The organism is Serratia sp. JSRIV006, assembly GCF_019968685.1.
GTDB lineage: Bacteria > Pseudomonadota > Gammaproteobacteria > Enterobacterales > Enterobacteriaceae > Chania > Chania fonticola_B.
Genome location: NZ_CP074137.1, coordinates 288,414 through 311,646 on the forward strand (window position 1 = coordinate 288,414; position 23,233 = coordinate 311,646).

A 23,233-nucleotide genomic window follows, 5' to 3' on the forward strand; every position below is an offset into this window, starting at 1 on the left:
CCTCATCCCCATTTAACGGTTAACCCTATGTCATCATCCCGTCCCGGCTTCGGCTGTAGCTGGCTGCCCTATGTGTTGGTGCTGCCACAACTGCTGATCACCGTCGTGTTCTTCCTGTGGCCTGCCGGTCAGGCGCTGTGGTACTCGGTACAAAGCGTCGATCCGTTCGGCCTTTCCAGCCAGTTTGTCGGGTTGGACAACTTCACACAGCTGTTTCAGGACCCGTATTACCTGGACTCTTTCTACACCACGCTGTTGTTCAGCTTCCTGGTGGCCGGTGTTGGCCTGCTGGTATCGCTGTTCTTTGCCGCGCTGGTGGACTATGTGCTGCGCGGCAGCCGTTTCTATCAGACCTTGATGATCCTGCCCTATGCGGTTGCCCCTGCGGTAGCGGCGGTGCTGTGGATCTTCCTGTTCAGCCCCGGCATGGGCCTGATCACCCATGTGCTCGCCGGTTTCGGCTACGACTGGAACCATGCGCAAAACAGCGGACAGGCGATGTTCCTGGTGGTGTTGGCATCGGTGTGGCAGCAAATCAGCTATAACTTCCTGTTTTTCCTGGCCGCATTGCAATCCATCCCGCGTTCTTTGGTGGAAGCGGCGGCGATCGACGGGGCTGGCCCGGTGCGGCGTTTCTTCAACCTAGTGCTGCCGCTGATCACGCCGGTGAGCTTCTTCCTGCTGGTGGTCAACCTGGTGTATGCCTTCTTCGACACCTTCCCGGTGATCGACGCCGCTACCGGCGGTGGGCCGGTACAGTCGACCACCACGCTGGTGTACAAAATCTATCGTGAAGGCTTTGCCGGTCTGGATCTGTCCAGTTCGGCGGCGCAGTCGGTGGTGCTGATGCTGCTGGTGATTGGCCTGACGGTGATCCAGTTCCGCTTTGTCGAACGTAAGGTGCGCTACCAATGATTGAGAACCGACGCGGGCTGGATATCTTCAGCCATACTATGCTGATTGTTGGCGTGCTGGTGGTGCTGTTCCCGCTGTATGTGGCCTTTGTGGCCGCCACGCTGGACGATCAGCAGGTGTTTCAGGTGCCGATGACGCTGGTCCCCGGAGGGCACCTTTGGGACAACATCCGCCATATCTGGCAGGGCGGAGTGGGCACCCTCAAGGTGCCGTTCTCGATGCTGCTGCTCAACAGTGTGATCATGGCGCTGGCGATCACCTGCGGCAAGATCGTGGTCTCGGTGCTGTCCGCCTATGCCATCGTCTATTTCCGTTTTCCGCTGCGCAGCCTGTTCTTCTGGCTGATCTTCATGACGCTGATGCTGCCGGTCGAGGTGCGTATCTTCCCGACGGTGGAAGTGATCTCCAACCTCAACCTGCTGGATAGCTACACCGGACTCACGCTGCCGCTGATGGCATCGGCCACGGCCACCTTCCTGCTGCGTCAGTTCTTTATGACCCTGCCGGATGAGCTGCTGGAGGCCGCCCGTATCGACGGAGCCGGGCCGATGCGCTTCTTTTGGGACATCGTACTGCCGCTGTCGAAAACCAATCTGGCGGCGCTGTTTGTCATCACCTTTATTTACGGCTGGAATCAGTATCTTTGGCCGATCCTGGTCACCAGTGACGCCTCGATGAGCACGGCGGTGGCGGGGATCCGCAGCATGATTTCCACCTCCGGCGCGCCGACCCAGTGGAATCAGGTGATGGCGGCAATGATGTTGACTTTGATCCCGCCGTTGGCGGTGGTTCTTCTGATGCAGCGCTGGTTTGTGCGCGGTCTGGTAGATAGCGAGAAGTAACGAATATGGCAGGTTTAAAACTACAGGCAGTCACCAAGTCTTACGACGGCAAAACGCCGGTGATCAAGCAGATCGATCTCGACGTGGCTGACGGCGAATTTATTGTGATGGTTGGCCCCTCCGGCTGTGGCAAATCGACGCTGCTGCGGATGGTGGCCGGGCTGGAGCGCACCACCAGCGGGGATATCTATATTGATAGCCAGCGTGTGACCGATCTGGAACCGAAAGATCGCGGCATCGCTATGGTGTTCCAGAACTACGCGCTGTATCCGCATATGAGCGTGTACGACAACATGGCCTATGGCCTGAAAATCCGTGGCTTTGGCAAACAGCACATCCGTCAGCGGGTAGAAGAGGCCGCGCGTATTCTCGAGTTGGAACCGCTGTTGCAACGCAAACCGCGTGAGCTTTCCGGTGGCCAGCGCCAGCGGGTGGCGATGGGGCGCGCGATTGTGCGCGAACCGGCGGTGTTCCTGTTTGATGAACCGCTCTCCAACCTGGACGCCAAATTGCGTGTCCAGATGCGCCTGGAATTGCAGCAGCTGCATCGCCGCCTGAAAACCACCAGCCTGTATGTCACCCACGATCAGGTTGAAGCGATGACGCTGGCGCAGCGGGTGATAGTGATGAATAAAGGTGTGGCGGAGCAAATTGGTACGCCGAGCGAGGTTTATCAACGTCCGGCGACGCTGTTTGTCGCCAGCTTTATCGGTTCCCCGGCGATGAACCTGCTACCCGGCACGTTGAGCGCGGATGGCAAACAGCTGCAACTGGCCGGTGGCATGGCACTGGATCTGCCAGAGCCTCGGCCACAATGGGGAGGGCAGGAGTTGACGTTGGGTATCCGACCGGAGCATATTCAACTGAGTACGCGCGAGCAGGGCGGGATCCCGCTAGAGCTGCAAACGCTGGAACTGCTCGGTGCCGATAATCTGGCACACGGTCAATGGGGGAGTTCAGGCGTGATCGTCCGCCTGAGCCATGAAACCCTGCCGCCTGCGGGCAGTACCCTGTATTTACAGCTGCCTGCGTCGGCGCTGCACTTTTTTGCTACCCACAGCGGAACACGGATGGATTGATGACTACAGCCTGGCCTTATCCCCATATTGTCGCCCATCGCGGCGGCGGTTCTCTGGCACCGGAAAATACCCTGGCGGCGATAGATGTCGGCGCGCGTCATGGCCACAAGATGATCGAATTTGACGCCAAACTGGCGCAGGACGGGCAGATTTTCCTGCTGCATGATGACACGCTCGAACGCACTAGCAACGGCTGGGGCGTGGCGGGCGAACTGCCATGGGAAAAGCTGGTAGAGCTGGATGCCGGTGACTGGTACAGCTCGGCTTTTAAAGGGGAGCGTTTGCCGCTGCTGTCTGACGTGGCGGAGCGCTGCAGGCAGCACGGCATGATGGCCAATATTGAAATCAAGCCAACCACCGGCAGCGACGAGGAAACTGGGCGGGTGGTGGCCTTTGCCGCCAGCATGTTGTGGCAAGGGCAAACCGATCCGCTGCTTTCTTCATTCTCGGTGGAAGCTCTGGCAGCGGCGCAGCAGACCGCTCCAGAACTGCCGCGCGGCCTGTTGCTGGACAAGTGGGATGACAATTGGCGGGAGCTGACCGAGCGCCTGGGCTGTGTCTCGCTGCATATTAATCATAAAGAACTGACCGCTGAACGTGTCGCGGCGTTGAAAGATGCCGGGCTGCGTATTCTGGTGTATACCGTCAATCAACCGGAGCGGGCGCGTTTGTTATTGAATTGGGGCGTTGACTGTATTTGCACCGACCGGATAGATGTGATCGGTCCGGATTTTTAAACGGTTAATTTAGTAGATAAAGATGCCCCCTCACCCCGACCCTCTCCCACAGGGAGAGGGAGCCAGTCAGTGCACTGTGTTAGCCAGAGTTTCTTCCGGGGTATCAGAGAGTTCGATCGGATTCTGATGGCAGTCTGTACACTGGATTAGCCTGAATTTCTCCGGAGTATCAGCGAGCTCGATCGGTCCCCTCTCCCTGTGGGAGAGGGTTAGGGTGAGGGCCATTCACTTTGACTAAACCAGAACATAGCGACGTCAGCCCGTTGCCGCCGCGCCATCGGAAGGGATGCGATGCCTGCCTTTATTGTTTCGCTGTGGCACCAGATAGTGCTGTCTTTGCCGTTATTTGTGCTGATCGTGCTGGGATATGGCCTTATCCGCTGGGGAAAGTGGCCATCTGCCATCACCGATGGCCTGACCCGCTTTGTGTTTTCCCTCGCCCTGCCTGCCATGTTGTTTCGCATGATGTGCGATTTCTCGCAACGTCCAGCAGTGGATGCCCGCCTGCTGATCGCCTTCTTCGGCAGTTGCCTGATCGTCTTCGTAATCGGCCGCATTGCCGCACGGCGGATCTTCAAGCTGGACGGCGTTTCGGGGTCGGTATTCGCTCTGGGCGGCATTTTCTCCAATAACGTCATGCTTGGCCTGCCGATCGCCACGGTGATGCTGGGAGAGGAGGCCATCCCATCAGTGGCTCTGGTGCTGGTATTCAACGGCCTGATTCTGTGGACGTTGGTGACCATCTCCATCGAATGGGCACGTAATGGCTCTCCCACGCTGCAAGGCTTTATCAAAACGGCGCGCAGCGTGCTGACCAACCCGCTGATTATCGGCATCCTGTCTGGCACGCTGGTCAGCCTGACCGGCCTGCCACTGCCGGTGTTTGTCGATCAACCGGTCAGCATGCTGGGCCAGGTGGCGGCTCCGCTGTCGCTGGTGGTGCTCGGTATGGGGCTGGCGGAATACCGTATCAGCGAAGGCTGGCAACTGAGCAGCGCCATCTGCTTTCTCAAGCTGATCGTCCAGCCGATGGTGGTCTGGCTGCTGGCTTGGTCAATGGATTTACCCCCAATGGAGACCCGTGTTGTGGTACTGCTGGGCTCCATGGCGGTGGGGGTGAACGTCTACCTGATGTCACGCCAATTTAACGTTCTAACGGGCCCTGCCGCTACCAGCCTGGTGATGTCCACTGCGCTGGCGGCGATCACCACCCCGTTAATCCTCACCGTTATGGGGGTAAGGGTGTAGCCGGGAGCGGTGCCTGCGGTATTACCGGAGCAGTCTGGTTAAAGGGATTAACCGGCTGATTGCCGTTTTGCAGCATCTTGCCAGTGGTCATCTGTGGCTGCATCGGGTTGTTATTGCCGTTATAGGGCAGCATTTTCGGCTGGTTGGCCTTGAGCGGATAACCCTGCTGCTGGCGCTGCTCCATCTGCTGGTTGTTCAGCATGCGCTGCTGCTGTGCCTGCTGGTCGCGCTGGTTGAGAAAGTGCTGTTGCTGGCTGAGCGTAGTGACCCCGTTTTCCGCCGCAGCCAGCCAAGGTAGCCACAGCAGGGCGGTGATAATAAGGTGACGTTTCATGTTTACCTCCGGTTCTCCCGATAGTCTTAAGCCTAACGTAGTCAGGCAAAATTGCCGTTAGTTTATTTTACATTCAAACGTAAACCTCCTTTGCGCCACATTGTTGTTCTGCTTCCGCTACAATCGCCCTTTCGGATCTTTTAGGGTGAACTTGTCGTGCTGCTTCTGGTTATTACCACCATTTTATGGGCATTTTCTTTTAGCCTGATCGGCGAATACCTGGCAGGCAATGTCGACAGCTGGTTCTCGGTGCTGATGCGCGTTGGGCTGGCTGCGCTGGTGTTTCTGCAGTTCCTGCGCTGGCGCAACATCAAGCTGAAAGTGATCCTGCTGTATATGCTGGTGGGTGCCTTCCAGCTTGGTATCATGTATCTGATTAGCTTCCGTGCTTTTCTCTATCTGACCGTGTCGGAATTCCTGCTGTTTACGGTGCTGACGCCGCTGTACATCACGCTGATTTACGATCTGATCAGCGGCCGCCGTCTGCGTTGGGGCTATCTGTTCAGCGCGTTGCTGGCCGTGCTGGGGGCGGCGATTATCCGCTACCACCAACTGAGCGATCACTTCTGGTGGGGGCTGCTGCTGGTGCAGGCGGCGAATATCAGCTTCGCCATCGGCATGGTGGGTTACAAACGCCTGATGGAAGTACACCCGCTGCCGCAACATACGGCATTTTCCTGGTTCTATCTGGGCGCGGCGGCAGTAGCGGTGGTCGCCTGGTTCCTGTGGGGTAATCCGAACCAACTGCCAACCACCAACCTGCAATGGGGCATTTTGGTTTGGCTGGGCGTGGTGGCTTCCGGATTGGGCTACTTTATGTGGAACTACGGGGCGACACAGGTGGATGCTGGTACGTTGGGCATCATGAACAATATGCATGTGCCCGCGGGCCTGCTGGTCAATTTTGCTGTTTGGCATCAGCAGCCGCACTGGGCCAGCTTTATTATCGGTGGCTCGGTGATTGTCGCCTCGCTATGGGTACATCGCCGCTGGGTCGCGCCGAAAGCGGCTGGTCGCTAGCTTAAAGACGCTAAGGATTTGGTGTCTGGCAGGCTGCCCATCGGCCGGGCGGCATCACGCACGAACGGCAGATGCTCGCAGGCGTGCTGACGTGCCGAGCGGATAAAGGCTTCGGTGACCGTTTGGCGCTGCTCACCGTCGCGGGTAGCGGCATACAAGCGGCTCCACAGGCCATCCCCGAGCGTCTTGGTGACGACCAGCCCCTGGCGCTCAAAACTCTCCACCACCCAGTGTGGTAACGCGGCGATCCCCATCCGGGCCGACACCATTTGAATCAATAACAGCGTGTTATCGACGTTTTTCAGCGCCGGGCTGACGCCTGCCGGCTGCAGGAAATGACGCCAGATGTCCAGCCGTTGGCGCTGCACCGGGTAGATCATCAGCACTTCATCACTCAGGTCTGCCGGTTCAATGTGCGGCTTATTGGCCAACGGGTGATCGGGAGCGAGGATCAGCCGGACTTCAAAGTCGAACATCGGCGAATAGTGCAGCCCGCTGCGCGGCAGGATGTCAGAGGTCAGCACCAGATCCAGCTCACCTTGTTGCAGGGCTGGTTGCGGATCGAACGTCACGCCGGATTTGAAATCCATCACCACCTGCGGGAAATAGGAGCGGAAGTTGTCCAACGCCGGCGTCAGCCACTGAATACAGCTGTGGCATTCGATGGCGATGCGCAGCGTGGTTTGATGCGGTTCGTGGCAGGCCTGCAGCGCCTGTTGGATCTGCGGCAATACCTGCTCTGCCAGCTGTAGCAGGATCTCCCCCTGAGCGGTAAAGCGCAGCGGCTGGCTTTTACGAACAAACAGCTTAAAGCCCAGACGCTGCTCCAGATCGCTGAACTGATGCGAGAGAGCAGACTGTGTCTGATGAAGCTGTGCGGCGGCGGCGGCCAGGGAGCCGGTATTACGCAGAGCCTGTAGGGTCCGTAAGTGTTTCAGTTCGATCATGAGAGTCCTTCACAGTGACAGTGAAAATATTGCGCTTGTGGATCATACAGTACCTGCGGATTATGGATGTGTAAACATCTGGACGGCTAAATGGGAAATATGACGATGACAATTCTAAATCACACACTGGGTTTTCCACGCGTTGGTCTGCGTCGTGAACTGAAAAAAGCGCAGGAAAGTTACTGGGCAGGTAATTCAACACAGGAAGAGCTGTTGGCGGTTGGCCGCGAGCTGCGCGCTCGTCACTGGCAACAACAACAGCAGGCCGGGGTGGATTTGGTGCCGGTTGGCGATTTTGCCTGGTACGATCACGTGCTGGCCACCAGCCTGCTGCTGGGCAACGTCCCGGCACGTCACCAAAATAAAGATGGCTCGATCGATCTCGATACCCTGTTCCGTATTGGCCGTGGCCGCGCACCCACCGGTGAACCTGCGGCAGCGGCGGAAATGACCAAATGGTTTAACACCAACTATCACTACATGGTGCCTGAGTTTACTCAAGGCCAGCAGTTCAAACTGGGCTGGACTCAACTGCTGGATGAAGTTGACGAAGCGTTGGCGCTGGGCCACAAAATCAAGCCGGTGCTGTTGGGCCCGGTAACCTATCTGTGGCTGGGCAAGGTGAAGGGCGAGCAGTTCGACCGCCTGTCACTGCTGAACGATATCCTGCCGGTCTACCAGCAAGTGCTGGCGGAGCTGGCCAAACGCGGCATCGAGTGGGTACAGATCGACGAACCTGCGCTGGTGCTGGAACTGCCTAAAGCCTGGTTGGAGGCCTTCAAACCGGCTTATACCGCGCTGCAAGGCGAGGTCAAACTGCTGCTGACCACCTATTTCGACAGCATTGGTCATAACCTCGACATCATCCGCGAACTGCCGGTGCAGGGGCTGCATGTGGATCTGGTCGCAGGCAAAGATGATGCTGCTGCCCTGAACAACGCATTGCCGAAAGAGTGGGTGCTGTCGCTTGGGGTGATCAATGGCCGTAACGTCTGGCGTGCCGATGTGAGCAGCTGGTTTGAACGCTTGCAACCTCTGATAGGGAGCCGCCCGCTGTGGATTGGCACCTCGTGCTCGCTGCTGCATAGCCCGATCGATCTGAGCGTGGAAAGCCGCCTGGACGAAGAAGTGAAAAGCTGGTTCGCCTTTGCGCTGCAAAAATGCGCCGAACTGGCGCTGTTGAGCTCAGCTCTGAATGCACCAGGGGCAGATAAACAAGCCAAACTGGATGCCTACAGCGCACCAATCCGCGCCCGCCGCCAATCCAGCCGTGTGCATAATGCGCAGGTTGAGCAACGCCTGGCGGCCATCACTGCCAAAGACAGCGAACGTCAGCGCCCTTATGAACAACGTGCTCAGGCTCAGCGCGATCGCTTCAACCTGCCAGCCTGGCCAACCACCACCATCGGCTCCTTCCCGCAGACCACCGAAATCCGCGGCCTGCGTCTGGACTTCAAGCAGGGCCGCCTGGATGGTAGCAACTACCGCACCAGCATCGGCGAACATATCAAGCAGGCCATCGCCGAGCAGGAACGCCTGGGGCTGGATGTGCTGGTGCACGGCGAAGCCGAGCGTAACGACATGGTGGAATACTTCGGCGAGAACCTGGACGGCTTCGTGTTCACCCAAAACGGTTGGGTACAGAGCTACGGTTCCCGCTGCGTGAAACCACCGGTGATTATTGGCGATATCAGCCGCCCAGAGGCCATCACCGTGGAATGGGCCAAGTTTGCCCAGTCACTGACCGACAAGCCGGTAAAAGGCATGTTGACCGGCCCGGTGACCATTCTTTGCTGGTCCTTCCCGCGTGAAGATGTGAGCCGTGAAGTGATCGCCAAACAGATTGCGTTGGCGCTGCGTGATGAAGTGGAAGACTTGGAGAAGGCCGGTATCGGTATTATCCAGATCGACGAGCCTGCTCTGCGCGAAGGCCTGCCGTTGCGCCAGTCCGATTGGGCCGCGTACCTCGACTGGGCGGTGGATGCCTTCAAACTGAACGCCGCCGTGGCGCAGGATGATACCCAGATCCACACCCACATGTGTTATTGCGAGTTCAACGACATCATGGATTCTATCGCGGCGCTGGATGCCGATGTGATCACCATCGAAACCTCTCGTTCCGATATGGATCTGCTGGAAGCGTTCAAAGAGTTCGACTATCCAAATGAAATCGGGCCGGGCGTTTACGACATCCACTCGCCGAACGTGCCAAGCGTGGAATGGATCGAAGCGCTGCTGCGTAAAGCGGCACAGAATATCCCGGCGGAACGCCTGTGGGTGAACCCGGACTGCGGCCTGAAAACCCGTGGCTGGCCAGAAACCCGCCAGTCGCTGGCCAACATGGTGTTAGCGGCTCAGCGTCTGCGCGACCAGGTTGTCTGATCCAAAAACGATATTTTACTCAAGGGCGCTTTGGCGCCCTTTTCTTGTTCTACTCCCGCGTTTTCCTCGCCGCTATTGGTTATTATCAAGTCTCGTTGTTCACTTGGTTTGAAGGATTATTCCCGATGAAACACCCGCTGGTGGCCGTGTTGGCTCCGCTGCTCGATGAAGGGCAGGGGATCCGGCAGGTTTATTTTGCCGGTAACCAACATCCGGCCCCGGAGCTGGCTTATCAGGTAGGCTTTCCACGCCTTGAGCTGGTGGTGGACGGGGAGCAGGAAATGGAGTGGGAGGGCAGCCAGGGAGTGCGGCAACAACAGATACTGCTGCCGGGGGATGTGCTGTTTGTCCCGGCGCAAGGCTGGAACAGCCCGCGCTGGCAGCAACCTACAACCACGCTCAGCCTGTTGTTTGGCAAGCAGCAACTGGGCTATAGCCTGTTAGGCTGGGATGGGGAAAACACTCTGCCGCTGGGTAAGGATAACGTGGCGCGCCGTGGCCCGCGCGTGGGGTCGTTCATGTTGCAGGCGCTTAACGAACTCTCCTGGCATCAGAGCGATCAGCCTACCGCACGTTTCCTGGTAAAGGGCTTGCTGAGCCATGCACTCGATCTGTTTGGCACCTCGGTGAGAACCGCCTCGCGCAGCCAGGCGCTGTTTGATGCAGTGCGGGGTCACCTGGAGGAGCATTATCGTGAGCCGCTCACCCGCGAGTCGGTGGCCCAGGCGTTTTATATCTCACCGAATTACCTTTCTCATCTGTTCCAGAAGGCCGGTGGCATCGGGTTTAACGAATATCTCAATCACGTGCGGCTGGAGCAGGCGAAGCACCTGCTCAAACGTTATGACATGAAGGTGAAAGAGGTGGCGCACGCCTGCGGGTTTGTCGACAGCAACTATTTCTGCCGCCTGTTTCGCAAGAACACCGAACGTTCCCCGACGGAGTATCGCGGTCAATACCACAGTGAACTGGGCCCCTCACCCCAACCCTCTCCCACAGGGAGAGGGAGCTGATAGCCCTTGCTCTTTTGCAAGTAAAGAGGCCATATCAGCGAACGCGATCGTCCCGTCATCCAAGGTGAAAAACTATAATTTCAGAGATACTCGATCGGTTCCCTCTCCTTGTGGAGAGTGTGAGGGAGCTGATCGGCGTCGTGATCAGGTGTGTGAGTTAATCAGTAACAAAGCAGTTATTTTCGCAGGGATGTGCCGTTTGGGTCCCTTATTTACCCCCCATCCAAGATGAGTCACTGCAATTTCAAGCACACTCGATCGGTTCCCTCTCCTTGGGGAGAGGGTTAGGGTGAGGGGGGCTAACACCGTAGTTAAACTACGCGGATATGCGTTTCCTGGGGCGAAGCGGCTGCCTTGCGTACCGCACTGAGCGCCTTCTCCGGCGTGCGCAGAAAGGTGTTGATGCCGATCTGCACGCAGCGGTGGTGCTCAAAACGCTCACTTTCCGCCAGCAGAATATCGCTGATCAACAGCACCACGTCGGCCTGGGCAAGATCGTCCGCCGTCAGCGAATTTTCAATCCCCAATGCACCCTGGGTTTCTACTTTGACCGGCCATTTCTCCTGCGCGCACAGTTTTTCCAGCCGCTCGGCAGCCATGTAGGTATGGGCGACCCCGCTGATACAGGCCGTTACCGCTACGAGTTTTATCGTCATGTCAGCCCCTTTTTCTGCTGTTCAACCGCCAATGATCACCCGGTAACCCGCCTGTTGCGCCATCGCCTTTAAGGGAGCGATCTGTAGTTCCGTTGGGGCCGCTACGCCGCGCATGGCATATTCGCGCCCCAGCAGGCTATATTTCGCCTCGCCGTACTGATGAAAAGGCAGCAGATGGATCTCTTGTAGCCCAAAAGGCGCCAGGAATGCCAGCACCTGCGCCATATTCTCCGTGCTCAAAGTGTAGCCGGGTATTAACGGCAGGCGCGGGATCAGGTTAACTCCGCGCTGCACCAGCGCGGTAAAGTTTGCCAGCACCCGTGGCAGATTGATGTTCAACTGATTTTTGGCGGCCCCGGCATCCATGATTTTCAGGTCGAACAGGACTTGGTCACAGTGTTCTGCCAGGGCCAGCACCTGGGCCTGCGAGGCATCTCCGGCGGTTTCGACGGCGGTATTGATGCCCAACGCCTGCAAGCGCTGCAACAGTTGGGTGGCAAACTCGGCCTGCATCAGCACTTCGCCACCGGAAAGCGTCACCCCGCCGCCGGAGGTGCGATAAAACACCTCATCTTTCAGGATTTGCTGCAGCAGCGCATCGAGCGTGATGTTTTGCCCGATCAGTTCCATCGCTCCGCTTGGGCATTCCTGTGCGTCGTTCAGGCAGGGCTGGCAGCGCAGGCATTTGGCCTCGCGGCGTACGCGATGGATCTTGCCGGACATCGACTCCGGGTTGGCACACCAAGGGCAGCTATGTGGGCAGCCTTTGAAAAACACCACGGTGCGGATACCGTGGCCGTCGTTCAGCGAATAACGCTGAATATTGAAGATCCGGGCCATTGGCTCCGCGGGTGTCGCCCGGGAAAACCCGGGCGTGATCAGGTTACAGTTGATGCGCTGTACGGCGGATGATGTCATCCTGGATCTCCTTCGACAGCTCCACGAAGAATGCGCTATAGCCGGCAACACGCACCACCAGCCCGGCGAAGTCCTGTGGTCTGGCCTGCGCTTCCTTCAGCGTTTCGGCATTCACCACGTTGAACTGCACGTGTTGTAGCTTGAGCTTGGTAAAGGCCCCGAGGAAATCAGCCAGTTTATTCAGCCCTTGCTGGCCTTCCAGCGTACTTGGAGTGAATTTTACGTTTAGCAGCGTACCGTTGGAGAGCAGGTAGTTATCCAGCTTGCTCACCGATTTCAGCACCGCCGTCGGCCCCTGGCCATCCTGGCCGAGCATTGGCGAAAGACCTCCGTCCGCCAATTGTTCCCCGGCATAGCGCCCGTCTGGTGTGGCTCCCACCACCGCCCCCAATGGCACGTGGGCAGAAACGGTATAAGAGCCGGGGGTAAATTGACCGCCGCGCGGGTTACGGTACTGTTCTACCTCTTTGCAGTAAAATCGCAGCAGATCGGCACTGATCAGGTCAACTTCGTCGATATCATTGCCGTATTTGTCGAAGCGGTTGATCAACCGTGCGCGGATCTTTTCCCCTTCCGGCGTAGCGAAGTTGGCCTTCAGCGTGGCCAGTAGCTCATCAAAGCTCAGGCGCTGTTGATCGAACACCAGGCCTTTCAGGGCAAACAGCGAATCGCTCAGGTTGGCGATGCCGATACCTTGTACCCCGGAGAAGTTGTAGCGTGCGCCGCCTTCGGTGATGTCTTTGCCGTTTTGCAGGCAGTCATCGATAAAGGAAGACAGCAGCGGCACCGGTGCCCAGTCGCGGTGGCCGATATCGCAGATGTTGCTGCCTTCGGCCATCAGCCGGACGTAATGGCGGATCTTTTCGCGAATGTGATCCAGCAACTGCGGATAGGTGAGGCTGGCGTTGCCTTCGTTATCCAGCAGCGTCAACTCCATCACTTTCAGCAGGTTGAACATGGCAATGTCGTGCAGGCCGTAGGTGCGCCCTGGGATCGACAGCTCAACACAGCCCACTACCGCATAATCACGCGCATCTTCCAGTGAGACGCCACGGTTCAGGAACGCTGGCACCACCACCTCATCGTTAAAGATTTGCGGAATACCGGTGCCGAGGCGGATGGTTTCGGCGGTTTTCAGCAGGAATGGCCGATCGATGAACTCATTGACCCGCACGCCCAGGTTCGGCTGTGGCAGGCGGATATTCTGGTAGGCATCCAGGCACAGGAAAGACAGCACGTTGACCGCGCTGCGGCCGGTTTCCGTCAGGCCGCCCAGCAAGATGGTGTAGCCGGTAGGGAACCCTGCAAAATAACGAGCGCTGGAAGTAGAACGCAGCAGCACGATATCGTTGCATTTCACCCACAGGCTTTCCAGCAGCTCCTTCAGGAACGCCGGATCCTGCCCCTGATTGAGAGAGGCTTGATAAAACGGCAGCATATATTGATCGAAGCGGCCCAGCGACAGTGAGCTGGCGTTGGATTCATACTGCAAAATGATGTTCATATACCAGAACAGCTGGCACGCCTGGTAGAAATCCTGCGGCTTGTGGTGGGCGTTGTGGCTGGAGATCTCAGCGATGCGCAGCAGCTCGGCGCGGCGAGCCTCATCGCTGCATTGCTCAGCCATTTGGCGTGCCAGGCTGGCATAGCGCAGAATATGGCGCTGCGATGCTTGTAACGACAACAATGCTGCGGCATAGAATGCGTTGTCTGGCTGCTGATCCGCATGGCTTTGCAGTTCGGCTAGCAGGCTATCCAGGCCGTTATTCAGCAGGCGCGGATAATCGATGATGATATGCCCCTGGCCCTTGTCTGTCTGGTTGACGCTGAAAATCTGGGTCTGGGTAGCGGTTTTAACCTCCTCTGACATCTGGCCATTGATGAAATCCTTCATCGAACGTTTTTCCCAGTAGGGGTAAAGCTGCTCGCGATACACCTGCTTGTCTGCTTCGGAAATGGCAAAGCGATCCTGCGGACGGGTTGGGAAAGCATCCAGTTCTTTCAGCAGCCAGTAAGGGTCCATCTCTGGCGACACGATCCCGGCCCGCGGCTTCACCGTACGGTTACCGGCAATCAGTTCGTCTTCCCGCAGGGTGATTGCCACGTGATCGAGAATATAGGCGGTTGCCTTGGCACGGCGGATGATGGTGGGTTCTCCCTCGGTCTGCCGGTGGCTGGCGGTATAGAGCAGTGCGCGTTCGAGTGAAATTTCACGCGGGGCGGAGAACAGGGCGGCTTTTAGACGTTCGATCCGGGAGATCATCACATTTTCCTTTTGTGCGGTAATGGGGCGGGAAAACCCGGCACGTGTGCCGGGCTGGCTGAGCGGTTAAGCCTTTTGCGCTAAATGGGCGGCAATCTTCTCCATGATGGCATCGGCTCGTTTTACCGCGTCGCTGATGGCCACGCGTACCACGGTTTTCCCTTTAAAACGTTCTTCAAACTTGATGCCGATATCCTTGGTCAGGATCACCACGTCGGCGGCTGCCACGTCTTCGGCCGTCAGTTCGTTTTCCAGGCCGATGGAGCCTTGGGTTTCAACTTTGCACTGCCAGCCTTGCGCTTTGGCGGAACGCTCGATGGCCTCGGCAGCCATGTAGGTATGGGCAACGCCAGATGGACAAGCGGTTACAGCGATAATCATGGTCATATTTAGTTCCTCAACGATACCCGTCGTCTCTCAAGACGTAGCTTGAGAGCGTATTTATTCAGTTAATTTCGAAATCCAAGTCCAGATCATCCTGGGCGACTTTAGTAGCCTGTTTCTTGGCAGCAAAGCTTTTCAGCAGGTTAACCAGCAGGGCGGTGACCACCATGCCCACCAGCAGCGCGGCTACGAAGCCCAGCTTGCCTTCAACGACTGGCAGCACAATCAGACCACCCCAACCGGCGTAGCACTGTGCACCCACCAACGCGGCCGTCACGGCGGCGCAGGCAGAACCAATCATGATGGAGGGGATCACGCGCAGCGGATCGGCAGCGGCGAACGGGATAGCCCCTTCGGTAACGCCGACGCAGCCCATCAGCAGTGCAGCTTTACCCGCTTCGCGCTCTTCTGGGGTGTAGTATTTGCGGCCAATCAGCGTGGCGAATCCCAGGCCGAGCGGTGGGGTGGCGATGGCAACGGCCGCGATGGCGACCACCGAATACACTCCCTGAGCGACGCAGATCAGCATAAAGGCGTAGGCCACCTTGTTAACCGGGCCGCCCATGTCAAACGCCAACATCAGGCCCATGATGATGGCCAGCACGACGATGCTGCCCTGCTGCATACCTTGCAGCCAGTGGGTCAGGCCGTTGGTCAGCGCGCCAACCGGTTCACCCAGGCCCCACATCATGATGCCTGCGGTAAGCAGGGTGCCGATGATTGGGATCACGAAGATCGGCATCACCGAGCGCAGGATCTTCGGCACCGGGATCTTCTTGAGATAGAACACAATAATCCCGCCCAGCAGGCCAGCGATGATCGCCCCGAAGAAACCAGCCCCGAAGGATGCGCCTACCCAGGCCCCAATCGCCGAGGGAGCCAGCGCGGAGCGATCCGAGATGGAGTAGCCGATATAGGCCGCCAGGAAAGGCACCATCAACGTCAATCCGGCCACGCCGATATCAAACAGTTTTTTCAGGTTAGGGTCCGTCGCCGCATCGGGGACAGCCCCTTTGCCATACAGCATCACGGAGATAGCCAGCAAAATGCCGCCGGCGACCACAAACGGGATCATATGGGAGACGCCGGTCATCAAGTGCTGGCGTGTGTTTCTTAGAATATTGAGTAGCTCTTTCATCGTTCACTCCCTGGCCGCAACCAGCGTGCTTCTGAGATAAAACCACCGGGGAATGACCCCTGATGGATAAAGGTTGTTGGCTATCACAATAGGCATCTGGCGGAACTATCAACAGTGGATAAAATTGCCATTTACTGGATTTTTGTATTGTCAGGAGAAAAGTGCGATCTAACTCAAAGTGTGCGACAGAATAAACCGGGCTTGTGGCAACGGGCTTTGTGAGCGGCATCGCATTTATGCCGTCAGGATACATTTGTCCAGTGTTTGACATTTTTATCCGATAGCCCTGGGCCGCGCTGCGCTTTTATCCTTGTGGCAAACCGGTGTTGTTCACCGCTGCTTTTGGTATGAGGAAAGAGTGATGGCGAAAATTGTGACGTTTACCTGCGCGCTGCCCAACGGGGTACATGCCCGCCCAGCCAGCCATATCGAAACCCTGTGCAACGGTTTCCGTTCCCGCTTTGAATGGCACAACTCGCGTAGCGGCCTGCGTGGCGACGGCAAAAGCGTGTTGTCACTGATCGGTACCGATACTTTGCTGGGTGATGAATGCCGCATCACCATCGAAGGGGAAGATGAACAGGCGGCGTTTGAGCGCCTGAGCCAGTTTATCCAACATGAATTCCCGCACTGCGACGAAGCGTTGCCACAGGTGAATGACCAGGCAGAGCAGGAGCCTATCCCGCAGTCTTTGGCTAACCTGAACCCAACGCTGGTACGCGCTCGCTCCGTCAACCAAGGCACCGCCAATGGCAAACTGGTGCATCTGGCGCGGGTAGATTTAAACGCCCTGATGTTGCCGCCTACGCAATCTGTTGAACAGGAGCAGCAGCAGTTGGCCGAAGGGTTGACGCGCTTCGGCAAGGCGTTGGATCTGCAACTGATGGGCGGTAACGGCACCACCACGGCGGTGCTGGAAGCGCATCGCTCCTTGCTACGTGACGGCGCATTCCGCCAGCACCTGCTTGATGGCGTGTTGGCAGGGGAAAGTTGTGCCGCTGCCATTGTGGCCACTGCAGCCCACTTCAGCCAGCAACTGGCACAGTCTGCCAGTGCCTATCTGCGCGAGCGCGAACTGGATATTCGTGATGTCAGCTTCCAGCTGTTACAGCAAATTTATGGCGAGCAGCGCTTCCCGGCGCAGCAGGCACTGAGTGTAGACAGCATTTGCATCACCGATGAACTGACCCCGAGCCAATTCCTGGAGCTGGACAAGCGTTATTTGAAAGGCCTGTTGCTGGGCAGCGGTGGCAGCACCTCACATACGGTGATCCTGGCGCGCTCCTTTAACATTCCAACCCTGGTTGGCGTTGATGCCGCTGCAATGCTGCCATATTTGAATCAATCGGTGCAGATCGACGGCGATCTTGGGCTGGTGGCCTGCGATCTCAGCGAACCGGTTCGTCGCTATTATCAGCAGGAACAGTGGCTGAGCGAGCAGATCCGCAGCCAGCAAAGCGCCTATCTCGATCAACCGGGGCGTACGGCCGACGGTGTGCGGATGGAAGTTGCCGCCAATATCGCCCATGCGGTAGAAGCGGAGGCGGCCTTCAGCAACGGTGCAGAGGCAGTAGGCCTGTTCCGTACCGAAATGCTGTATATGGATCGCCTGACAGCGCCTTCCGAAGATGAGCTTTACAACATTTACTGCCAGGCAGTGGAAGCCGCAGCAGGCAAGACGATCATCGTGCGTACCATGGATATCGGCGGCGACAAGCCGGTGGATTATCTGAACATCCCGGCCGAAAACAACCCGTTCCTCGGTTACCGGGCGGTGCGTATCTATCAGGAATTCCTGCCGCTGTTCCGCACCCAGCTACGCTCGATCCTGCGTGCTTCGGCACATGGTCCGCTGAAGATCATGATCCCGATGATCTCCTCAATGGAAGAGATCCTGTGGGTGAAGGATCAACTGGCCGAAGTGAAGCAATCGCTGCGTGCCGGGCAGATCCCGTTCGACGAAAAAATTCCGCTCGGCATCATGCTGGAAGTGCCTTCGGTGCTGTTTATCATCGACCAGTGCTGTGAGGAGATCGACTTCTTCAGTATCGGCAGCAACGATCTGACGCAGTACCTGCTGGCGGTGGATCGTGATAATGCCAAGGTCATCAAGCACTACAACAGCCTGAACCCGGCGTTCCTGCGTGGGTTGGATCATGCGGTGCGTGAAGTGCACCGACATGGCAAATGGATCGGCCTGTGTGGCGAGCTGGGGGCGAAAGGTTCGGTGTTGCCACTGCTGGTGGGTATGGGGCTGGATGAGATCAGCATGAGCGCGCCTTCCATTGCCGCCACCAAAACCCGCCTGGCCAAGCTGGACAGCCGCGAATGCCGTTTGCTGCTCAACCGGGCCATGGCCTGCCGTACTTCGCTGGAAGTGGAACACCTGCTGGCCCAGTTCCGTATGGAGCAAAGCGATGCGCCGCTGATCACGCCGGAATGCATTGCCCTGGGGGCAGATTGGCGCAGCAAAGAAGAGGTGATCAAAGGGATGGCGGATAACCTGCTGCTGGCCGGGCGTTGCCGTTACCCCCGTAACCTTGCCGCCGATTTGTGGGCGCGTGAGGCGGTATTCTCCACCGGCCTGGGCTTTGGCTTTGCCATTCCGCATACCAAATCTGAACATATTGAACAGTCCACCATCAGCGTGGCCAAGCTGGCGCAGCCGGTTGTTTGGGGCGATGAAGAGGCGCAGTTCGTGATCATGCTGACCCTTAATAAACATGCCGCCGGCGACCAGCATATGCGTATTTTCTCCAAGCTGGCGCGGCGCATCATGCATGAAGGTTTCCGTGACGCACTGGTAAACGCAGTGTCTGCCCAACAGGTAGAAGCGTTGCTGAAACAAGAGCTTGAACTGTAATCCATTTTTGGGCGCTGCGGCGCCCTTCATTTTTAGCCTTGAGGAGCAACTATGGAACTCTATCTGGATACTGCCGACATCAATGCGGTGAAACGTCTGGCACGTGTGTTGCCGTTGCAAGGGGTGACAACTAACCCGAGCATTGTGGCAGCGTCACGCACGTCGCTATGGGAAGTGCTGCCCGCTTTACGCGATATCATCGGTGGTGAAGGGAAGCTGTTTGCCCAGGTGATGGCGACCACGGCCGAGCAGATGGTTGAAGAGGCGGTCATGCTTCACCAGCGCGTTCCTGGCGTGGTGGTGAAAGTACCTGTGACGAGTGAAGGGCTGGCCGCGATCAAAATCCTGCAAGGCTTGGCTGTTCCAACGCTGGGGACGGCAGTGTATGGGGCAGCACAGGGGCTGCTTTCTGCCTTGGCAGGTGCGAAGTATGTGGCACCTTACGTCAACCGCGTGGATGCCCAGGGTGGCAATGGCATTGCTACCGTGCAGGAGTTACAGCACTTGTTAGAACTGCACGCCCCGCAGGCCAAGGTGCTGGCCGCCAGCTTCAAGACTCCACGTCAGGCACTGGAGTGCCTGTTGGCAGGTTGTGAAGCTATTACCTTACCGGTCGATGTCGCAGAGCAGTTTATCAGCGCCCCGGCGGTGCAGGCGGCGGTTGAGAAGTTCGAGCACGATTGGCACGGTGCGTTCGGCACTTTGTCACTGAGCTAAGTTAGTTGCTTAACTGACAAGCATCAGGGGCACTTGCTGCCCCTGAAACTGCTGATATTTCCCTCCTAACTCGACATATTGCGCCCGTCTATTTCACCCCATGCTGGCTGAACCAGGCCAACATGCGCTGCCAACCGTCGGCGGAAGCCTCCGCGTTATAGCTTGGCCGGTAATCGGCGTGGAAAGCATGACCCGCTTCTGGATAAACCACGATTTCCGCATCGGCATTGGCTGCTCGGATCGCCTTGCGCATGGTTTCCACCGTTTCCTGCGGAATGCTGCCATCCTGGCCACCGTATAGCCCAAGTACCGGCGTCGAAAGATCGATCGCTATATCAACCGGATGCTTCGGCGAATTCAAGGTTTTCTCCCCCACCAGCTTGCCGTACCAGGCCACTGCCGCTTTCAGCTGCGGATTATGCGCGGCATACAGCCAGGTGATGCGACCGCCCCAGCAGAAACCGGTGATCGCCAACTTGCCGGCATCGCCGCCGTGGCGCGTTGCCCAATGCGCAGCGTGATCCAGATCGGCCAATACCTGGCTGTCTGGCACCTTGCTGACCAGCTTTTGCATCAGCTCGCTGATTTCGCTGTACTCTCTGGCATCGCCTTGGCGGAAATAGAGTTCTGGAGCGATAGCCAGATAACCCTGCTTGGCCAGGCGGCGGCACAGATCCTGAATGTGCTCATGCACGCCAAAGATTTCCTGCACGACCAGCACAATGGGGAACGGCCCTTGATGATGGGCCGGTTTGGCGATATAGGCTGGCAGATCGTCCCCCTGCGAAGGGATGGTGGTTTCCCCCACGTGTATATCCTGCACATCGGTCAGAATGGTTGAGGTGGCCAACGGTGCTACGGCCGGGGTAAATCCCCCGTTGGCCTGTTTTAACGTCATTTGTTGTTCTGTTTTCATTGATTGCAGGCTCCATGCGTTAGAGAAAAAGCGCGGCAGTTAACTATAGGCAGATTAGCGCTTATTAGCATCGCATGGCGAATTTTCGCGCAGGATAGCAATGGCCGCTCAGGCAGCAAGTTGGTATAAACTGAATGGAGATTAAGCGTGTCAGGGTTTTTTATGTGATATTAATCACAAAAATAATGTAGATGAATTTCTGTTTCTTTATTCAAGGTGATGATCATCACGAAATTTAACAGCGATTGTCAGTAGAATCTCTGTTTGTTCCTCCCAAAAACCGTATCCATGAGGAGTCCCCCATGTCTCAGTCTGACGTTTTCCACCTCGGTCTCACTAAAAATGATCTGCAAGGCGCTACATTGGCCATCGTCCCTGGCGATCCGCAGCGTGTTGAGAAAATTGCCAAGCTGATGGAAAACCCGGTTCATCTGGCTTCCCACCGCGAATTTACCTCTTGGCGTGCAGAACTGGATGGCAAGGCAGTGATCGTATGCTCAACCGGTATCGGTGGCCCGTCTACCTCGATCGCCGTTGAAGAGTTGGCACAGCTGGGTATCCGTACCTTCCTGCGTATCGGCACGACCGGTGCCATTCAGGCCAATATCAACGTGGGCGACGTGCTGGTGACAACCGCTGCTGTGCGCCTCGACGGTGCCAGCTTGCACTTTGCCCCAATGGAATTCCCGGCAGTGGCAGACTTTGCCTGTACCACTGCGCTGGTTGAAGCCGCCAAGGCTAGCGGTGCTACCACGCATATCGGCGTGACCGCCTCTTCCGATACCTTCTACCCAGGCCAGGAACGTTACGACACCTATTCCGGCCGTGTGGTCAGCCGCTTTAAAGGCTCAATGGAAGAGTGGCAGGCGATGGGCGTGATGAACTATGAAATGGAATCCGCCACTCTGCTGACCATGTGCGCCAGTCAGGGCCTGCGTGCGGGGATGGTTGCCGGTGTGATCGTTAACCGCACCCAGCAAGAGATCCCGAATGCGGAAACCATGAAGAAGACTGAAAGCCAGGCGGTGCAAATCGTCGTTGAGGCTGCTCGCCGTCTGCTGTAATCCCCGTTAAAAGCGGGCCGTTTGACGGCCCGTTTCTCCTTCTGTTACGGTTACCCCCCTCTGTGTCATGCTGCTGGCCTGCTGCTGCTGGGGTCTTGCCATTGCTGGCCGTATGGCAGCTAATCTCAAGACAATCAACATAAAGGACGTCTATGACCGCTCAGATCCTGCTCCATCCTTCACTTGCGCCGCTAGACGGTGGCATCAACTTCCGCGATTTAGGCGGCAACAGCGTGGCCGATGGCCGCCGCATCAAACGCGGGCTGCTGTTTCGTTCCGGCGCTCTGGATCGCTTGAGCGAAAACGACTGTAGCTACCTGGCTCAGATGCCAATGCGCTCGGTGCTGGATTACCGCGACTTCGACGAAGTGCAGGCAAAACCTGACGTGCTATGGTCGGGAGCCGATTATTACCATGTGCCGGCCAACCCGCTCAGCAGCGAAGTGAATGCCAACCTTGAAAAACTCACCGACGAAACGCTGGCCAAGTTTGATGCCCGGGCCTTTATGCTGGAGCTGTACCGCCGCCTGCCGTTCAATAACGCCGCCTATCGCCAACTGGCGCAGCTGCTGGCTCAGCCTGAAGGCGGTGCGATTGTGCAGCACTGTGCGGTAGGCAAAGACCGTACCGGAGTTGGTTCGGCGATGGTACTGCTGGCGCTGGGTGCGGATGAGGCTACGGTAATGGAAGATTATCTGCTGACGGAAACCACGCTGGCGAGCTACCGTGAACATATGCTGGATCAGATCTCCAGCCGCCTGAACGACGCCTCGGTGGCGCAGTTTGCCTATGTGCTCAGTGCACGTGAAGAGTTCCTGGCGACCGCGTTGGGCTGCATTCATGAGCAATACGGTTCCACCAACCGTTGGTTGGAGGCCGAATATGGGTTGGGGCAAAGCCAGCTCGAGACGTTGCAGGCGCTCTATCTGGAATAACGGCACCATGTTTAACCAGGGTTTAACTAGTGAGGAAGGAGGCTGCGTATCCTTGAGGTCGGATCCGTTCTCAAAAGGAGCAGGTTATGAACCTCAATGACGTGATTAACTGGGTTAGCGAAACAGTGCGCCAGCATGAAGCCTGGGCGATCCCGATCGTCTTCTTCCTGGCGTTTGGTGAGTCGCTGGCCTTCCTCTCGTTGTTGTTGCCTGCCACGGTTATTCTGCTGGGGTTGGGGGCGTTGATTGGCGAGAGCGGCATTGCCTTCTGGCCGATCTGGGCGGCGGCGGCCGCCGGTGCCTTCTTTGGTGACTGGCTCTCCTATTGGGTCGGTTATCACTATCAGGGGCGTGTAGCCCATATGTGGCCGCTGTCACGCAATCCGCAGCTGTTGGTGCGTGGCCATGCGTTTTTTGAGCGCTGGGGCGTGCTGGGCATCTTCTTTGGGCGCTTCTTCGGGCCGTTGCGCGCCGTAGTACCGCTGGTGGGGGGCATTTGTGCCATGCCGCAAACCGCGTTCCAGATCGCCAATGTGGCCTCGGCAATGGTCTGGGCCTTCGGCATCCTGGCGCCAGGCGCCTTTGGTATCAAATGGTTTACCCAGTGGATGGCATGAACCGGCGCCTTGCCAAATAACCTCATATTTTAATTATTCAGCGCACAGTGAGAATTCGATCACGAATTTATCCTTAACCGGCGTTTTTTAATTCCCTTATTTTTTTAACGGTGTTACTTTCCCAATAAGTGGATTGTTACTGTGAATAAACAGGCAAAACCCAAACCCGTTGACGAACCAATGTCATGGGTTTGGGTTTTTTTTCGCCCTTATTTTGGCAAATGATCTGCCGATGATTAAAAAAA

At 57.2% G+C, this 23,233-nt stretch carries 21 protein-coding genes; 13 read left to right on the top strand and 8 right to left on the bottom strand.

Going from position 1 to position 23,233, the window contains the following annotated elements; all coding sequences use genetic code 11:
* Positions 1–27: 27 nt before the first annotated feature.
* The 5 genes from ugpA to KGP16_RS01295 all read left to right on the top strand — a co-directional run bounded on the left by ugpA (position 28) and on the right by KGP16_RS01295 (position 4,821).
* On the top strand, positions 28–915 hold the full coding sequence (ugpA, locus tag KGP16_RS01275) for a sn-glycerol-3-phosphate ABC transporter permease UgpA (protein WP_021181493.1): 888 nt from the start codon (positions 28–30) through the stop codon (positions 913–915).
* Positions 912–1,757: a sn-glycerol-3-phosphate ABC transporter permease UgpE gene (gene ugpE, locus KGP16_RS01280; protein WP_021181492.1), complete on the top strand. Its 846-nt coding sequence runs from the start codon at positions 912–914 to the stop codon at positions 1,755–1,757. The genes ugpA and ugpE overlap by 4 nt, the downstream gene beginning before the upstream one ends.
* Positions 1,758–1,762: 5 nt before the next feature.
* Positions 1,763–2,836: a sn-glycerol-3-phosphate import ATP-binding protein UgpC gene (locus KGP16_RS01285; protein WP_024484627.1), complete on the top strand. Its 1,074-nt coding sequence runs from the start codon at positions 1,763–1,765 to the stop codon at positions 2,834–2,836.
* Entirely contained in the window at positions 2,836–3,573 is a 738-nt protein-coding gene (gene ugpQ, locus KGP16_RS01290) for a glycerophosphodiester phosphodiesterase (protein ID WP_218519985.1), read from the top strand. Before KGP16_RS01285 ends, ugpQ begins: the two co-directional genes overlap by 1 nt.
* Before the next feature lie 291 nt (positions 3,574–3,864).
* Complete coding sequence (locus KGP16_RS01295) at positions 3,865–4,821, top strand: AEC family transporter (protein ID WP_223500670.1); 957 nt, start codon at positions 3,865–3,867, stop codon at positions 4,819–4,821.
* On the opposite strand, the gene KGP16_RS01300 is transcribed toward KGP16_RS01295, so the two are convergent.
* Positions 4,802–5,155 (bottom strand): hypothetical protein, encoded by a 354-nt coding sequence (locus KGP16_RS01300; protein ID WP_094983292.1) that lies wholly within the window; start codon positions 5,153–5,155, stop codon positions 4,802–4,804. The genes KGP16_RS01295 and KGP16_RS01300 overlap by 20 nt on opposite strands.
* Before the next feature lie 156 nt (positions 5,156–5,311).
* On the opposite strand from KGP16_RS01300, the gene KGP16_RS01305 reads away from it, so the two are divergent.
* Positions 5,312–6,175, top strand: coding sequence for a carboxylate/amino acid/amine transporter (locus KGP16_RS01305; protein WP_223500672.1), 864 nt, complete (start codon positions 5,312–5,314; stop codon positions 6,173–6,175).
* On the opposite strand, the gene metR is transcribed toward KGP16_RS01305, so the two are convergent.
* Complete coding sequence (metR, locus tag KGP16_RS01310) at positions 6,172–7,122, bottom strand: HTH-type transcriptional regulator MetR (RefSeq protein WP_021807976.1); 951 nt, start codon at positions 7,120–7,122, stop codon at positions 6,172–6,174. The two genes, KGP16_RS01305 and metR, sit on opposite strands and share 4 nt — an antisense overlap.
* A gap of 105 nt (positions 7,123–7,227) precedes the next feature.
* On the opposite strand from metR, the gene metE reads away from it, so the two are divergent.
* Positions 7,228–9,504: a 5-methyltetrahydropteroyltriglutamate--homocysteine S-methyltransferase gene (metE, locus tag KGP16_RS01315; protein WP_223500673.1), complete on the top strand. Its 2,277-nt coding sequence runs from the start codon at positions 7,228–7,230 to the stop codon at positions 9,502–9,504.
* Between the two features lie 125 nt (positions 9,505–9,629).
* Entirely contained in the window at positions 9,630–10,517 is an 888-nt protein-coding gene (locus KGP16_RS01320) for an AraC family transcriptional regulator (protein WP_223500674.1), read from the top strand.
* Between the two features lie 311 nt (positions 10,518–10,828).
* Here the strand turns inward: KGP16_RS01320 and KGP16_RS01325 are convergent, their stop codons facing one another.
* The 5 genes from KGP16_RS01325 to KGP16_RS01345 form a co-directional block, all read right to left on the bottom strand.
* A complete protein-coding gene (locus KGP16_RS01325; protein ID WP_021807973.1) occupies positions 10,829–11,173 on the bottom strand; it encodes a PTS fructose-like transporter subunit IIB in 345 nt (114 codons plus the stop codon).
* Positions 11,174–11,194: 21 nt separating this feature from the next.
* Positions 11,195–12,091, bottom strand: coding sequence for a [formate-C-acetyltransferase]-activating enzyme (locus KGP16_RS01330; protein WP_223500675.1), 897 nt, complete (start codon positions 12,089–12,091; stop codon positions 11,195–11,197).
* On the bottom strand, positions 12,057–14,354 hold the full coding sequence (locus KGP16_RS01335; protein WP_223500676.1) for a formate C-acetyltransferase: 2,298 nt from the start codon (positions 14,352–14,354) through the stop codon (positions 12,057–12,059). The genes KGP16_RS01330 and KGP16_RS01335 overlap by 35 nt, the downstream gene beginning before the upstream one ends.
* Positions 14,355–14,420: 66 nt before the next feature.
* The gene (locus tag KGP16_RS01340) at positions 14,421–14,741 is read right to left on the bottom strand and encodes a PTS fructose-like transporter subunit IIB (RefSeq protein WP_021181481.1); all 321 of its coding nucleotides are present in this window, start codon (positions 14,739–14,741) and stop codon (positions 14,421–14,423) included.
* 58 nt (positions 14,742–14,799) lie between these two features.
* A complete protein-coding gene (locus tag KGP16_RS01345) occupies positions 14,800–15,876 on the bottom strand; it encodes a PTS fructose transporter subunit EIIC (protein ID WP_094983286.1) in 1,077 nt (358 codons plus the stop codon).
* A gap of 361 nt (positions 15,877–16,237) precedes the next feature.
* Here KGP16_RS01345 and ptsP point away from each other — a divergent pair, with 361 nt between their 5' ends.
* Positions 16,238–18,739 (top strand): phosphoenolpyruvate--protein phosphotransferase, encoded by a 2,502-nt coding sequence (gene ptsP / locus KGP16_RS01350; RefSeq protein ID WP_223500677.1) that lies wholly within the window; start codon positions 16,238–16,240, stop codon positions 18,737–18,739.
* A 51-nt stretch (positions 18,740–18,790) separates the two neighbouring features.
* Positions 18,791–19,456: a fructose-6-phosphate aldolase gene (gene fsa, locus KGP16_RS01355; RefSeq protein ID WP_021807968.1), complete on the top strand. Its 666-nt coding sequence runs from the start codon at positions 18,791–18,793 to the stop codon at positions 19,454–19,456.
* Between the two features lie 88 nt (positions 19,457–19,544).
* Here the strand turns inward: fsa and KGP16_RS01360 are convergent, their stop codons facing one another.
* Entirely contained in the window at positions 19,545–20,372 is an 828-nt protein-coding gene (locus tag KGP16_RS01360; protein WP_223500678.1) for a dienelactone hydrolase family protein, read from the bottom strand.
* 302 nt (positions 20,373–20,674) lie between these two features.
* On the opposite strand from KGP16_RS01360, the gene udp reads away from it, so the two are divergent.
* The 3 genes from udp (at position 20,675) to KGP16_RS01375 (ending at position 22,988) form a co-directional block, all read left to right on the top strand.
* On the top strand, positions 20,675–21,436 hold the full coding sequence (gene udp, locus KGP16_RS01365) for a uridine phosphorylase (protein WP_021807966.1): 762 nt from the start codon (positions 20,675–20,677) through the stop codon (positions 21,434–21,436).
* A 152-nt stretch (positions 21,437–21,588) separates the two neighbouring features.
* A complete protein-coding gene (locus tag KGP16_RS01370) occupies positions 21,589–22,371 on the top strand; it encodes a tyrosine-protein phosphatase (protein WP_179251089.1) in 783 nt (260 codons plus the stop codon).
* An 86-nt stretch (positions 22,372–22,457) separates the two neighbouring features.
* Positions 22,458–22,988 (top strand): DedA family protein, encoded by a 531-nt coding sequence (locus tag KGP16_RS01375; RefSeq protein WP_024485458.1) that lies wholly within the window; start codon positions 22,458–22,460, stop codon positions 22,986–22,988.
* Positions 22,989–23,233: the final 245 nt, after the last annotated feature.